The organism is Gelria sp. Kuro-4 (assembly GCF_019668485.1).
Classification (GTDB): Bacteria; Bacillota; DTU030; order DUMP01; family DUMP01; genus DUMP01.
The window spans coordinates 861,704-874,725 of the sequence record NZ_AP024619.1; the positions used below are offsets into that span (position 1 = coordinate 861,704).

Below are 13,022 nucleotides of genomic sequence, written 5' to 3' on the forward strand. Positions count from 1 at the left end.
CCTTTTCCGACAAGAAGGGGGGTATAGAAGGGGCCGGGTTACACCCGGCCCCGCGGCTTTTTCAGCAGGAGACCGGCCGAACGCCTGCGCCGGGGCCCCCTTAACCGGCCGCGTTCGGTAGTCCGCCCGCGCTTCCTTCCCGCCCTGCTTCCTGCGCCTGGGCGAACAGCCTGAGCAGCTCGCCCCGGAGCTTGAGGAAGGCCGGGGCCGAGCGATCGCGGGGGTGAGGAAGGGGGACAGACAGGGTCGCCTGGATGCGGCCGGGGCGCGCGGTAAGGACCACAATGCGGTCGCTCAAAAAGAGCGCCTCGTCGACATCGTGGGTGACCAGAACGGTGGTGATCTCTTCGCCGGCCACAAGGCTGCGGAGGAGGTTTTGCATGTCCATCCGGGTAAAAGCATCCAGGGCGCCGAAGGGTTCATCGAGCAGCAGAACGCGCGGGCGGTTAATGAGCACCCGGGCTAAAGCGGCCCGCTGGGCCATGCCTCCCGACAGCTGGTGGGGGAAGGCGGAGGCAAAGTCCGCGAGCCCTACCCGGTCAAGAAACGCAAGGACCTCCTCCCGGGGGATGCGGAGACCGCGCGCGGTAGGCCCCAAGGCTGCGTTTTGGGCCACGGTGAGCCAGGGAAAGAGGGTTGGGTCTTGGAAGACGAGGCCGCGCTCCGGGTGCGGCCCGCGCACCGGTGAGCCGAAAACAGAGATTTCACCTGCCGTCGGCGTATCCAGCCCGGCCAGGAGCCGCAGGAGAGTTGACTTGCCGCAACCGCTCGGTCCGAGCAGCGTAACAAACTCTCCGTGCGCTGTTTGCAGGTTAACGTCCGTAAGAACCGGGAGGGCCCGGCCGTTTCTTTGCTGAAACGCCTTGCTTACCTCTTTCAGGACCAGCGCCGGGGTTTCTTTTTCTTTCACCACTTTATGAACCCCCTCTGCCAGGCCAGCACGCGGTCGCGAAGGCGGAAGAGGCCGGTGATGATAAGGGAGAAGAGGGCGGCCATGGTGAGCAGGGCGGCATAGACCTTATAATACTCGCCCCAGCCCATGTGCCACTGGATGTACCAGCCCAGCCCAGCCTTGACGCCCAGGAGCTCCGCCACCACCAGCGTGGTAAAGGACGTACCGAGGCCCATAAAAAGCCCGACGAAGATGTAAGGAAGCGCCGCCGGGACGGCCACGTGCCGGATGAGAAAGCCTTCCCCAGCTCCCAGCGTCTGGGCCACTTCAAAGTAGGCACGAGGTACGTTGCTGATCCCGGACCAGGTCATGACCGTCACCGGAAACCAAGTGGCGAGGGCCAGGATGAAAACGCTGGCGCTGAAGCTGGTGGGGAAGATGGCCAGGGCGAGCGGTATCCAGGCGGTGGCCGGAAGCGGGCCGATGAAGCGGAGTACCGCGCCCAACCAGTAGCGCACGGGGAGGTACCAGCCCATGAGCACGCCCGTCATGAGTCCTGCCCCGGCACCTACGGCGAAGCCGAGGAAGAGGAGCCTCAAAGAATGAAGTGCGCTTACGGCTAAAGACCGGTAGTCCAAGAAGAAAACGCTGAAAACCTTAACGGGGGAAGGGAAAAAGGGTAGGGGCAAGAGCCCCCACCCATCCGTCAGGAGCTGCCAGAGGGCGACCAGAGCCAGTGCCGCTGCTGCCAGCGGAACGGCTTCTCTTATTCTAGCCACATTGATCCCTGCCTTAAGAACCTTTCTTTTCCAGAGCCACCCCCGGAAGGGGGACGAAGGTATCGCTGACGAACTTTTCGGCATCGGTGTCGGCTTCGAAGACGCGGGCTTTTTTCAGCTCCCGGGCAATGTTCGTAAGCTGGTCCTTCACGTCCCAGCCGGGGGCGTAATGGTAGTTCTGGACAAGACGGGCGTTAAGCCCGCTGTCGCCGCTGATGTACCCCTTCTCCAGGGCGAGAGCGGCCAGCTCTTGCGGGTGTTCGCGGGACCATTCGGCGCCTTCCAGAATCGCCCGGGTCAGCGCGGCGGCGGTCTGGGGATCTTTTTTCACAAGGTCGCCGTTAACACCCAGGTAGCAGCAGTATTCCTGGTTGTAAGGGGCGGAGGCGGCGGTAGAAAAGATCCTTTTTACCTTTCCTTGCTGAAGGGCGATTTCAGGGATGGGATCCCAGGTTACGTAAGCATCAATCTCGCCTTTTTCCAGTGCCTGCTGCAGCTGCGGCGACGGATAGGCCTTCCAGGTTACATCCTTTTCGGGGTCGATGCCCAGACGGGTAAGTTCGCGGATGAGGGTGGTCATAGGCTGGCCGCCGATGGCTTCCACCCCGATGCGCTTACCTTTAAGATCGGCCGGGGTGTTGATGGGCGAATCTTCGGCCGCCACGCCCTGAACACAACCGGCGTGCAGGCCGGCCGTAACCTTAAGGTTAAGGCCCTGTTCCACGGCCTTCAGGGAGCCCCAGGATGTGGTGACGGCCGCCACTTTACCGGTGGCCACACCTTCCTTTAAGGTGTTGAAATCCACCTTCACGAGCTCGGCAGCTAAGCCGTTTCTCTTAAAGAAGCCCTTTTCATAGGCCGCATAAAAGGGCGCGTCGCAAAGCCCGCCGCCGAAATAAGCCACCTTTACCGGGGTGAGGTTGCCTGGCGTCTTGGCTGCGTCCTGGGCCTGCTGGGACGCGCTGCACCCGGCAAGAACGAGGCTGAAGAAAAGAGCCACGGCCAAAAGAAGTGCGGTCGGCTTCTTCATCTTGTTTACCTCCACTTAGCTTAAAAAGTCTCGGGTCTAAGCTCGCCGGAGCTTTGAGTCCGGTGCCCGGGCGACATCGTTCCATACTCGTATAAACGCGCATGGTTTCACCTCCTGAAAGCAAGAAGCTCCGCCTTGCTGTAGAGGCGGAGCTTTTCCGCGGTTCCACTCTATTTGAACCTAAACGCCTTCCAGGCAGATAACGGGGCCAATGCCGAAAGGCCGGCCCGGTCTACCCCCTTTTTCATTTAGGTTCCACTCGTGGGCTGTAACGGGCCTTTCCCGTCCCGACCTACCTTATCGGCCGGGAGGCTCAGGGGTGCACTTCAGGCCGTCCGTCCCGGGGGCTGCTTTCAGCCGCCGGCAACCCCTCTCTTTCCGGGCGGGGCGGCCTTACTCTTCCCCTTCTTAGCCTGCCTAACTACCCAACACGGGTAGCGTACTTCTTTGCCTGAGATTATAACAAGCCGGGGAGGGAGTGTCAAGCGTCTGCTCGTGAGCCGCGATGAGCGTCAACAGTTGCCCTGCGCCTTCACACCGCTTGACAGCAGGCGTTCCGAGGTTTATACTGAAGGCAGGCAACTACCCTAAGGGGGTAGAGGTATTTGGGGAGGTGAGAGCATGGGATGCTGCGGTCCTCACGGGCATGGCCCGATTTACGGTAGCGGAAACGCTCATGCGGGACACGAAGCGCCGGGGACCGGTCCAGACGGCGCAAGCCGGCCGGTGTACGAGCCGGCGCACCGTGAGGCTGCGCCGAGCGGCGCGAGGTGGAGCCTGATCCTTCTTGTCGCTTTGATTGTGGCGGGGGTAGCGTACTACCTCCTGCGGTGAATTCTTCAGCTTAAGTCGCCCCTGCAGTCGGCCTGGGTTTTCACCCGGGCTTTTTTGTTCGTTTGCCGATTCCAGTCGGATAAGGTATAATCAGGAAAGAAACCTCGGAAGAGAAGGGGAGTGAATCTGGTACATTACATCGTCGACGGGTATAACCTCATCCGCCGCACGCCGGCACTGGCCGGGAGTGAACAACGGGGCCTGGAGGCGGGGCGCGAGGCCCTCCTCGACCGGCTCTTTCTCTACAAAGCTGGGAAGAACATTGAGATCACCGTGGTCTTCGACGGACCGGGCGGAAGCGGTTTCTGGGCGCGCGGCGGCATCCGCGCGGAGTTTGCCCGGCCGGCTGATGCAGCCATTATCGAGTTGGCCGGTCCCGGGACCGTAGTGGTAAGCTCGGATATCGAGGTGCAGAAAGGTGCGCGGCGCCGCGGGGCACAAACGCTGTCGAGCGAAGAGTTCTGGGGTCAGGTGGTTAAGGCCATCGAGATGCGACGTTATCGACGGCCGGCCGAAGGCAGGCGGGCGGCTTTCCACGGTACTTGGGACAAAGCTTGCGAGGAATACGAGGACGACGGGGACGGGCGTGTGCCCAAAGGGCGCAGAAGCAGGCGCAAGAGATAAGGAGAATGGAGGATGGATATAGAGGAAATAAAAGGCACCAAGGTGCTGAAGGTGCGGAACAAGGAGGACCTGGAGGCCCTGGAAGAAGCAGGGGAGCTCATCCGCCGGGGCGAGCTGGTGGCCTTCCCTACCGAGACGGTTTACGGGCTGGGCGGCAACGCCCTGGACCCCGAGGCGGCGGGGAAGATCTATGCGGCCAAAGGCCGCCCCTCGGATAACCCGCTCATCGTGCACGTGGCCCACCCGGCGGAGATCGAACCGCTGGTGCGCGCGGTGCCCGAGGTGGCAGAACGCCTCATGGCGCGCTTCTGGCCGGGGCCGCTCACCCTCATTTTTCCCGCCCGTCCCGAGGTGCCGCGCCGCACCACGGGGGGCCTGGATACGGTGGCCATCCGCCTGCCGTCGCACCCGGTGGCGCTGGCCTTCCTCGCCGCCGCCCGGCGCCCCGTCGCCGGGCCGAGCGCCAACCTCTCAGGGCGGCCGAGCCCGACCACGGCGGGGCATGTGATCACCGACCTCGCCGGGCGCGTCGCCATGATCATCGACGGCGGGCACACGGGTGTGGGGGTGGAAAGCACGGTACTCGACGTGACGGTGGACCCGCCGCAAATCCTGCGCCCCGGCGGAGTTACGCTGGAGGAGCTGCGGGAAGTGGTGCCGGACGTCACGGTGGATCCCACCACGGTAGAGGACACACCTCCTGCCATCGGCCGGGTGCGGGCGCCGGGGATGAAGTACAAGCACTACGCTCCTGAAGCCGACGTGATTGTGTTTGAGGGGCCGCCGGAACGCATTGAGGAGCGCATCCGTGCGCTGTACGACGAGTACGCCGCCCAAGGCAGGAAAGTCGCCATCATGGCCACCGCCGAGACGGCGGGCGCCTACGGTGAACGGCGGACGGCGGTGGTGGGCGCCCGGTCGGACTTGGGGAGCATTGCTAACAACCTGTTTGATTTCTTGCGCCGTTTCGACGCCGCCGGGGTCGAGGTGGTCCTGGCGGAAGGCGTGGAGATGGTAGGGCTGGGTCTCGCGGTGATGAACCGCCTGCGCAAGGCGGCCGGGTACCACATCGTAAAAGTCTAGAACCGCTGGCATTTATGCCCAGCGGTATAACTGGAGCCCAGGCGCGATAATGTTAAAGGAAGGCGCTGAGGCGCAGCAGGGGGTACGGGGTTTGGTGTGGAAGACGGTGCTGACCACCTTTTCACTGGTGTTCCTGGCGGAGCTGGGGGACAAGACTCAGCTGGCCACGCTGCTTCTGGCGGCGGAAAGCCGTGCCCTGTGGTCGGTTTTCCTGGGCGCTGCCGGCGCCCTGGTGCTTTCGTCCCTCATCGGTGTCCTGGCCGGCGAGGCCTTGACGCGCTTTATTCCGCCCCACTACCTGCAGCGGGGTGCGGGACTGGCCTTCATTCTTCTCGGGGTGCTCCTCCTCATGCGGAAGGGGTGAACTTGCGTGGCCAAACTGAAGGTTCTCATCCTCTGTACCGGCAATACCTGTCGTAGCCCGATGGCGGCGGCCCTGCTCGAGCAGGCGCTGGCGCGCGAGCTGGGGCCGCGCGCGGGCGAGGTTGAGGTGGCCTCCGCCGGGCTGGCCGCCATACCGGGAACCTTGGCCACGCCCCAGGCGACGGCGGTTCTGCGCGAAGAAGGGCTTGACCTGAGCGGCCACCGGGCACAGCAGGTAACCAAGGAGATGCTCAAACAGGCTGACCTGGTGCTCACCATGACGCGCGCCCAAAAAGAACACCTGGTGGCCTGGCTTCCGGCCCTAGGCGGCAAAACCTTTGCGCTCACGGAGATGGCGGCTTTGGTGGGAGAAGACCCGGCCCGGATAGGGGACATTGAAGACCCCTTCGGCCGGCCGAAGGAGGCGTACCGCCGGGTGCGCGACCAGCTCAAAGCGGCGCTCGCTCCGGTGGTGAGCCGGATCAAGAAAATGTTGGCGGGCAGGGTATAAACAGCAGGAAAAATGTTCCTCGAGGGCGAATCTACGCGAAAAGGACGCTCTCTTTTTTTGTGCTGGAATGGAAGGAGGTATCGGCGTGGTCAACAAAACAGGGGCGGTCCTGCGCGTGTTCTTGGCTTTGGTGGTGGCTGCAGTGTGCGGCGGCGGATCTCTCTGGCTCTCTGCCGCCCGGGCGCAGCGGGGCCCGGCGCTGGCGGCAGGCCTGGCCCTGTGGTGGGTCGTGGTGGCCCTGGGGTTCCTGTGGCTGGATGCCACCTGGCAGCGCCGTTCTCTGGCGTCACTTAAGGCGTATCTCGAGGCGTTGGCGGCGGGCGACACCTTTGCCGCCTTCCCGGAGCACCTGGCGGGTGCCGCCGCTCAGCTGGGAGCACCCCTGCGTGAGCTGGCCGCCCGGCTGCAGCAGGTGCTGGGCGAGCTGCAGGTGGCGGCCGACCAGATGCGGACGGCGGCCGGGGAGCTGAAGACGGGCAGCGACCAGGCGCGCACTGCCACGGAGCAGATCACGCAGGCGGTGCAGGAGATGGCCCAGCAGGCCGGCACGCAGGCAGAGTCGGCGCGCGGCACGCTGGAGGCGACCCAGGCCATGCACGAGGGTGCCGCCGCCATCGCCGCGCGGGCCCAGGCCACCGGGCAGGCCATGAGCCAGGTGGGCGCGAATGTGAGCAGCAGCCGCACGGCGCTGGAGGCGTTGCTGCAGGCGGTGGATCAGGCGGCGCAAAAGAGCCGGGCTTTGGCCGAGCAGGTGCGCACGCATACCGAGGGGACGCGCCAGGTGGGGGCCATTGTGGACAGCGTGACCCAGATAAGCGAGCAGACCAACCTCCTGGCCCTTAACGCGGCGATTGAAGCAGCCCGGGCCGGGGAACAGGGACGCGGTTTTGCAGTGGTGGCGGCGGAAATCCGCAAACTGGCCGAAGAGGCCGCGGCGGCCGCCAAGGAGATTACAACGATCTTGGAGCGGATTCACAGCGAGGACACGGCCCTGGCCCAGGCGATGGACGAGCAGGCCGGCCGGGCCCAGCGGGCATTGGCGGAATCGCAGGCAGCGCGTTCGGCGCTCGAGAGCATGACGGCGGTTCTGGGCGAGGCGCAGGGCCAGGTGGACGAGATCACCCGGTACATCGAGGACCAGGCGCAAAAGGTGGCCCAGGTGCGGCAGCTTATGGGCGGCGTCAACACGAGCGCCCAGCAAACGGCGGCCGGGACCGAAGAAGCCGCCGCTGCGGCCGAGGAGCAGGCGGCTTCGGTGGAGGAGATGGCCCACGCCGCCGGACGCCTCAGCGAGATGGCGGAGCGGCTGTACGGCCTGAGCCGGAAGTTCGGCGGCGTGAAGGTGGCTCCGGAGGTGCTTAAGGCGCGCGTGCAGGAAGGTAGGGAGATCCTGCGCCGCCTGGCGGTTGACGGGCGGCTGGCGGCGCTCGACGGGGCCGGACAACTCAAGGCGTTTAAGGAAGCGCTGGCGCGCCACCCCCTCTTTGAGCTCCTTTTCGCCGCCGACGCTCAGGGCAAGACCACCGCCATTACCAAAACCGAACTCGGTACCCTCGATGTCAGCCACCGTCCCTGGTATCAGGAGGCGCGCCAAGGCAAGGAGTACGTCTCGGAGGTGTACATCTCGGCGGCCACGTATCGCCCCTGCCTCACCCTTTCCTGCCCGCTCCGGGACAAGGACGGCGACATCGTGGGGGTACTGGGCGGGGATATCCGGCTGTGAGGCGCTACGGCGCCTCAAATATTTTTCGGCCCGGGCAGGAAATGGGCACCGGAAGGAAGAAGTACAGCCCTTTAGGGAATGAATATCGTGAGGTGAGGTTTATGCGGCTGGCCATCGGCAGCGATCACGCCGGTTACGAGCTGAAAGAAGCCATTAAGGCCTACCTGGATGAACAAGGGCTGACGTATCAGGACTTCGGTACCCACAGCACCGACTCCTGCGACTACCCCGACTTCGGCCTGGCGGTGGCCGAGGCGGTGGCCCGCGGGGACTTCCCCCTGGGGATCCTCGTCTGCGGCACCGGCCTCGGCATGTCCATGGTGGCCAACAAGGTGCCTGGGGTGCGGGCCGCGCTCTGCGGTGACACCTTCTCCGCCCACTCCAGCCGGGAACACAACCATGCCAACATTCTGGTGCTGGGCGCCCGGGTGGTGGGTACGGGCCTGGCCTTGGACATCGTGCGAACCTGGTTGGCTGCCGGCCCCCTGGGCGGGCGCCACGCCCGGCGCGTGGAGAAAATCACGGCCATCGAGAAGAAGTACGGGAGGGAGTAGGCTTGCTGGAGGAGATCGCCCGGGCCACAGAGCAGGCGGCCCGGGAACTCTTGACGCGCGCGCAGCTCGAGCCGGGCAGCATCCTGGTGGTGGGCTGCAGCACCAGCGAGGTACAGGGCAAAAAGATCGGCTCGAGCGGCAGCTGTGAGGTAGCGGCGGCCATCCTGGAACCGCTCCTTAGAGTGACCGGGGAAGCGGGGATTCACCTTGCGGTGCAGTGCTGTGAGCACCTCAACCGGGCGCTGGTGGTGGAACGCCCGGTCCTTAAAGAGTACCACCTGCAGCAGGTAGCCGTTTACCCGGTGCCCCATGCCGGCGGCTCGCTTGCCGCCCTGGCCATGGACGCCTTCAAGGACCCGGTGCTGGTGGAGTGCATCCAGGCCCATGCCGGGCTCGACATCGGCCATACCTTGATCGGCATGCACCTGCGGCCCGTGGCGGTACCCACCCGCCTCAGCGTGGACCACATCGGGGCCGCCCCGCTGGTGGCCGCCCGGACGCGGCCCAAGCTCATCGGCGGGGCGCGGGCCGTGTATGTGAAACCGGGCCGGCCGGCGCCGCCGGACGAAAAGTAGGCGTGTGGGGCGCCGGGTTTGATCCCTGAGGGAGATGAAAAGCTACTAGGGTCTTCTTATGAGGGGGTTAGTGTTCTATGGGGTCTTTGCGAGCGGTTGATCCCGAGATTGCGGATGCGATTTCTTTGGAGCTCAAGCGGCAACAGGAACGCCTGGAGCTTATCGCCTCGGAAAACTTCGTGAGCCGGGCGGTGTTGGAGGCGCAGGGTTCAGTCCTCACCAACAAGTACGCTGAAGGCTACCCCGGCCGGCGCTACTACGGCGGCTGCGAATTCGTTGACATCGCCGAGCGCCTGGCCCAGGAGCGGGTCTGCAGGCTGTTCGGGGCGGAGCACGCCAACGTCCAGCCCCACTCCGGCGCCCAGGCCAACACGGCCGTTTATTTTGCCGCCTTGAACCCGGGCGACACCATCCTGGGCATGCGCCTCAGCCACGGCGGCCACCTGACGCACGGGCACCCCATCAACCTTTCCGGCCAGTGGTTTCACATTGTGGATTACGGGGTGGACAAGGAGAGCGGTCGCATCGACTATGAGGAGGTACGGGCCATCGCCCGGCGCGAGCGCCCGCGCCTGATCATAGCCGGGGCGAGCGCGTATCCGCGCATCATCGATTTTGACGCCTTCCGGTCCATCGCCGACGAGGTGGGCGCCCTCCTGATGGTGGACATGGCCCACATCGCCGGCCTGGTGGCCGCGGGGCTGCACCCGAGTCCGGTGCCGGTGGCGGATTACGTGACCAGCACCACCCACAAGACCCTGCGCGGGCCGCGCGGGGGCCTCATCCTGTGCCCGGAAAGGAACGCCGCCGCCATCGACAAGGCCGTTTTTCCCGGCATCCAGGGCGGGCCCCTCATGCACGTCATCGCCGCCAAGGCCGTGGCCTTCAAGGAGGCGCTCACGCCGGAGTTTAAGGCCTATCAGGAGCGCATCGTGAAAAACGCCCGGGCCCTGGCCCAGGGGCTGATGGAGCGTGGGTTCAGCCTGGTTTCGGGCGGCACCGACAACCACCTTATGCTGGTCGACCTGCGCCCGCAGGGCCTCACCGGCAAGGAGGCCGAGGCCATCCTGGACGAGGTGGGCATCACGGCCAACAAGAACGCCGTTCCCTTCGACCCGGAGAGCCCCTTTGTCACCAGCGGCCTGCGCCTGGGGACGCCGGCGGTCACAACGCGCGGGCTCACGGAGAAGGATATGGTTGAGGTGGCCGACATCATCGCCCTGGCCCTGACCCGGGGCAGGGAGCCCGGCGTGAAGGAAAAACTGCGCGCCCGCGTGCGCGACCTCTGCGCCGCCTACCCGCTGTACGCGGATCCTGGCGTTTAGGCACGATGGTCCCAGGGTTCAACGAACGAACAGGGCGAGCCCCAGCTGAACCCACAGGGAGGGGCGCATTTAGGGTACCCACCGGTTCTTGGCGAATTGGCAACTAACACCGGGGAGGAAGGTACAGTGTCAACGGTGCATATCCTGGATCACCCCATGATCCAGCATAAACTCAGCCTCATCCGCGACAAAAACACCGGTCCCAAAGAGTTCCGCGAACTCCTGGAAGAGGTGGCCATGCTCATGGCCTACGAGGTGACGCGCGACCTGCCGCTGGAGGATACCGAGGTTGAAACCCCCATCGGCCTGGCCCACACCAAAGTGATCGCCGGCAAAAAGCTGGCCGTGGTGCCCATCCTGCGGGCGGGCCTGGGCATGGTGGGCGGCATCCTACGCCTGATCCCGGCGGCCAAGGTGGGTCACATCGGCCTCTACCGTGACCCGGAGAGCTTGGCGCCTGTGGAATACTTCTGCAAGCTCCCGGCCGACATCGAGGAGCGCGACATCATCCTGGTGGATCCCATGCTGGCCACCGGCGGGTCCGCCGTGGCGGGGGTTAACTTCCTCAAGCAGCGCGGGGCGCGCAGCATCAAGCTGATGTGCCTCATCGCCGCTCCGGAAGGGATCAAAGCGCTTCAGGCGGCGCACACGGATGTGGACATTTTTACCGCCGCGGTGGACGAACGGCTCAACGAACACGCGTACATTGTACCCGGCTTGGGGGACGCCGGGGACCGTCTCTATGGCACCCGCTGACGCCCGCCCGGACTGGGATACCTACTTTATGGACATCGCCCGGGTGGTGGCCCGCCGCTCCACCTGCCTGCGCCGCCGGGTGGGAGCAATTATTGTTAAGGAACGACGGGTGCTCACCACGGGGTACAACGGGGCGCCGGCCGGGCTGGCCCACTGCGCCGAGGTGGGCTGCGAGCGCCGGCGGCGCGGCATCCCCTCCGGCGAGCGGCACGAACTCTGCCGGGGGCTGCACGCGGAGCAGAACGCCATTATCCAGGCGGCCGTACACGGCGTGAGCATCCGGGGCGGTACGCTCTACTCCACCGACTATCCGTGCTCCGTCTGCGCCAAGATGCTGGTCAACGCCGGCATTCAGCGCGTGGTTTACGCCGGCTCCTACCCGGACGAGCTTTCCGTGCGCATCCTGGCCGAAGCCGGCGTCAAGGTTGAGAAACTGGGAGGAGAAACCTATGGAGGAGAAGGGGATCCTGCTTCCCAAGCTGGACCGGCTGAGCCCCACCCTGGAGTCGACCCTGCTCAAGCTCCTGGAGGAGGCCGGTGAGCTGGCGCAGGCGGTGGGCAAGTTCCGGGGGATGAACGGCGAGCGGGTGACGCTTACCCAGGAGCAGGCGCTGCAGATCATCACCCGGGAACTCCTGGACGTGGCCCAAACCACCGTCTCCATGATGTTCGTCTTGGAAGAACAGTACGGTGTGGATTTAAAAGAGGCCCTGCGCGACCATCTGGCCAAGCTGGAAGCCAAAGGCTACCTTTCCCCGCGTCCGCCGGTGAATTGACAAGCGGCAGAGGTGAAGGGTAAAATGAAACGAGTGTTAGTAAGGGACAGAGGTGTTGCGCAGTGCCTGCGGTAATCGGCAGTTTTGTCGTGGCTGCCCTGGTGGCGTATCTGGCTACACCGGCCGTACGGCGCCTGGCGGTGGGTACGGGAGCGTTGGACAAGCCCGATTCCGGACCCGGGGCCCGGCATATTCACACCCGGCCGACCCCGCGGCTGGGGGGCTTGGCCATCTTTGCCGGCTTCACCGCCGCAGCAGGCGTAGGCGTGTTTTGGGCTCACCTGGTGGCCTGGCCGCAGCTTGTGAGCCTCTGGCTGGGGGCTTTTTTGGTGGCGGCGGTAGGAGTGGTGGACGACTACGTGAACCTGCCGGCCAAGGTGAAGTTGGCCGGACAGGTGCTGGCGGCGTGCGTGTTTGTGTTCTTCGGCAACAGCGTCGAGTGGGTAACCAACCCGTGGGCGGCCGGCCCCTTCCCCGGTATGACCTACATCGGCGGGTGGGGGATACTCCTTACCATCCTTTGGTTGGTCGGTGTGACCAACACCCTGAACCTCATCGACGGCCTGGATGGCCTCGCGGCCGGCGTGGCCAGCATTGCCTCGGTTACCCTGCTCCTGGTGGCCCTGCAGGAGGGGCAGCCCTACGTGGTAGTGGTGACGGCGGCTCTGGCCGGCGCCGCGCTCGGCTTTCTTCCCTACAACTTCCACCCCGCCCAGATCTTCATGGGCGACACGGGTTCCATGTTTTTGGGCTTTACCCTGGCCGGCGTCGCCGTGCAGGGCACGCTGAAGAGCGCCACCACCATTGCCCTGGCGGTACCGCTTTTGGCCTTGGGACTTCCCATCCTCGACACCACCCTGGCCATCGTGCGCCGCTTTGTCCACGGCCGGCCCATCTTCCAGGCCGACCGTGGTCACCTGCATCACCGCCTCTTGGCCCTCGGTTTGAACCAGCGCCAGGCGGTGCTCATCCTCTACTTTGTCAGCGGCTGTTTTGGCCTCAGTGCCGTGGCCCTGGCGGACGTCAGCTCCCAGCTGGTGGCGGCCACGCTGCTGCTGGTGGGGCTGGGGCTCACCTTGGCCATCGGTCGCGCCGGAGCGCCGGCGACGCGCCACAGCGGCAAGCACCTGCACGGCTAGGCAGCCAGGGAAGAAAATACGGAGCGGAGGCCCGCCGCGGGTACCTCCGCTTTTCTAC

At 65.1% G+C, this 13,022-nt stretch carries 15 protein-coding genes and 1 other annotated feature; of the genes, 12 read left to right on the forward strand and 3 right to left on the reverse strand.

Annotated elements, in window-relative coordinates:
* Positions 1-100: 100 nt before the first annotated feature.
* The 3 genes from K5554_RS04385 to K5554_RS04395 are packed head-to-tail and all read right to left on the reverse strand — an operon-like array spanning position 101 to position 2,701.
* Positions 101-913, reverse strand: a complete 813-nt coding sequence (locus K5554_RS04385) for an ABC transporter ATP-binding protein (RefSeq protein WP_255565504.1) — start codon at positions 911-913, stop codon at positions 101-103.
* The gene (locus K5554_RS04390) at positions 907-1,671 is read right to left on the reverse strand and encodes an ABC transporter permease (RefSeq protein ID WP_221039925.1); all 765 of its coding nucleotides are present in this window, start codon (positions 1,669-1,671) and stop codon (positions 907-909) included. Before K5554_RS04390 ends, K5554_RS04385 begins: the two co-directional genes overlap by 7 nt.
* A 13-nt stretch (positions 1,672-1,684) precedes the next feature.
* Complete coding sequence (locus tag K5554_RS04395; protein ID WP_221039926.1) at positions 1,685-2,701, reverse strand: ABC transporter substrate-binding protein; 1,017 nt, start codon at positions 2,699-2,701, stop codon at positions 1,685-1,687.
* Positions 2,702-2,840: 139 nt separating this feature from the next.
* Positions 2,841-3,120, reverse strand: a binding site (T-box leader).
* Positions 3,121-3,655: 535 nt separating this feature from the next.
* Between K5554_RS04395 and K5554_RS04400 the strand changes: the two genes are divergently transcribed.
* The 12 genes from K5554_RS04400 (at position 3,656) to K5554_RS04455 (ending at position 12,964) form a co-directional block, all read left to right on the forward strand.
* On the forward strand, positions 3,656-4,159 hold the full coding sequence (locus K5554_RS04400; protein WP_221039927.1) for an NYN domain-containing protein: 504 nt from the start codon (positions 3,656-3,658) through the stop codon (positions 4,157-4,159).
* A gap of 12 nt (positions 4,160-4,171) precedes the next feature.
* Positions 4,172-5,242 carry an L-threonylcarbamoyladenylate synthase gene (locus K5554_RS04405; protein WP_221039928.1) on the forward strand — a complete coding sequence of 357 codons (1,071 nt, stop codon included), beginning with the start codon at positions 4,172-4,174 and terminating at the stop codon, positions 5,240-5,242.
* Positions 5,243-5,336: 94 nt separating this feature from the next.
* Positions 5,337-5,606 (forward strand): TMEM165/GDT1 family protein, encoded by a 270-nt coding sequence (locus K5554_RS04410; protein ID WP_255565579.1) that lies wholly within the window; start codon positions 5,337-5,339, stop codon positions 5,604-5,606.
* Between the two features lie 6 nt (positions 5,607-5,612).
* A complete protein-coding gene (locus tag K5554_RS04415; protein ID WP_221039930.1) occupies positions 5,613-6,116 on the forward strand; it encodes a low molecular weight protein arginine phosphatase in 504 nt (167 codons plus the stop codon).
* Positions 6,117-6,201: 85 nt separating this feature from the next.
* Positions 6,202-7,839 (forward strand): methyl-accepting chemotaxis protein, encoded by a 1,638-nt coding sequence (locus K5554_RS04420; RefSeq protein WP_221039931.1) that lies wholly within the window; start codon positions 6,202-6,204, stop codon positions 7,837-7,839.
* A gap of 101 nt (positions 7,840-7,940) precedes the next feature.
* Positions 7,941-8,393 carry a ribose 5-phosphate isomerase B gene (gene rpiB / locus K5554_RS04425; RefSeq protein ID WP_221039932.1) on the forward strand — a complete coding sequence of 151 codons (453 nt, stop codon included), beginning with the start codon at positions 7,941-7,943 and terminating at the stop codon, positions 8,391-8,393.
* Positions 8,394-8,398: 5 nt separating this feature from the next.
* Positions 8,399-8,968 carry a TIGR01440 family protein gene (locus tag K5554_RS04430; protein WP_370636962.1) on the forward strand — a complete coding sequence of 190 codons (570 nt, stop codon included), beginning with the start codon at positions 8,399-8,401 and terminating at the stop codon, positions 8,966-8,968.
* Positions 8,969-9,045: 77 nt separating this feature from the next.
* On the forward strand, positions 9,046-10,293 hold the full coding sequence (glyA, locus tag K5554_RS04435; protein WP_221039934.1) for a serine hydroxymethyltransferase: 1,248 nt from the start codon (positions 9,046-9,048) through the stop codon (positions 10,291-10,293).
* 156 nt (positions 10,294-10,449) lie between these two features.
* Entirely contained in the window at positions 10,450-11,049 is a 600-nt protein-coding gene (upp, locus tag K5554_RS04440) for a uracil phosphoribosyltransferase (protein WP_255565580.1), read from the forward strand.
* Positions 11,036-11,590 carry a cytidine/deoxycytidylate deaminase family protein gene (locus tag K5554_RS04445; RefSeq protein WP_221039936.1) on the forward strand — a complete coding sequence of 185 codons (555 nt, stop codon included), beginning with the start codon at positions 11,036-11,038 and terminating at the stop codon, positions 11,588-11,590. Before upp ends, K5554_RS04445 begins: the two co-directional genes overlap by 14 nt.
* Positions 11,499-11,825, forward strand: a complete 327-nt coding sequence (locus tag K5554_RS04450) for a MazG-like family protein (RefSeq protein ID WP_221039937.1) — start codon at positions 11,499-11,501, stop codon at positions 11,823-11,825. The genes K5554_RS04445 and K5554_RS04450 overlap by 92 nt, the downstream gene beginning before the upstream one ends.
* A 62-nt stretch (positions 11,826-11,887) precedes the next feature.
* Complete coding sequence (locus K5554_RS04455; RefSeq protein WP_221039938.1) at positions 11,888-12,964, forward strand: MraY family glycosyltransferase; 1,077 nt, start codon at positions 11,888-11,890, stop codon at positions 12,962-12,964.
* Positions 12,965-13,022: the final 58 nt, after the last annotated feature.

Excerpts from the sequence above, each read along its gene's own strand:
- upp (WP_255565580.1), top strand. The coding sequence starts at position 10,450 with ATGATCCAGCATAAACTCAGCCTCATCCGCGACAAAAACACCGGTCCC.
- K5554_RS04405 (WP_221039928.1), top strand. The coding sequence starts at position 4,172 with ATGGATATAGAGGAAATAAAAGGCACCAAGGTGCTGAAGGTGCGGAAC.
- K5554_RS04445 (WP_221039936.1), top strand. The coding sequence starts at position 11,036 with ATGGCACCCGCTGACGCCCGCCCGGACTGGGATACCTACTTTATGGAC.
- K5554_RS04450 (WP_221039937.1), top strand. The coding sequence starts at position 11,499 with ATGGAGGAGAAGGGGATCCTGCTTCCCAAGCTGGACCGGCTGAGCCCC.
- glyA (WP_221039934.1), top strand. The coding sequence starts at position 9,046 with ATGGGGTCTTTGCGAGCGGTTGATCCCGAGATTGCGGATGCGATTTCT.
- K5554_RS04395 (WP_221039926.1), bottom strand. The coding sequence starts at position 2,701 with ATGAAGAAGCCGACCGCACTTCTTTTGGCCGTGGCTCTTTTCTTCAGC.
- rpiB (WP_221039932.1), top strand. The coding sequence starts at position 7,941 with ATGCGGCTGGCCATCGGCAGCGATCACGCCGGTTACGAGCTGAAAGAA.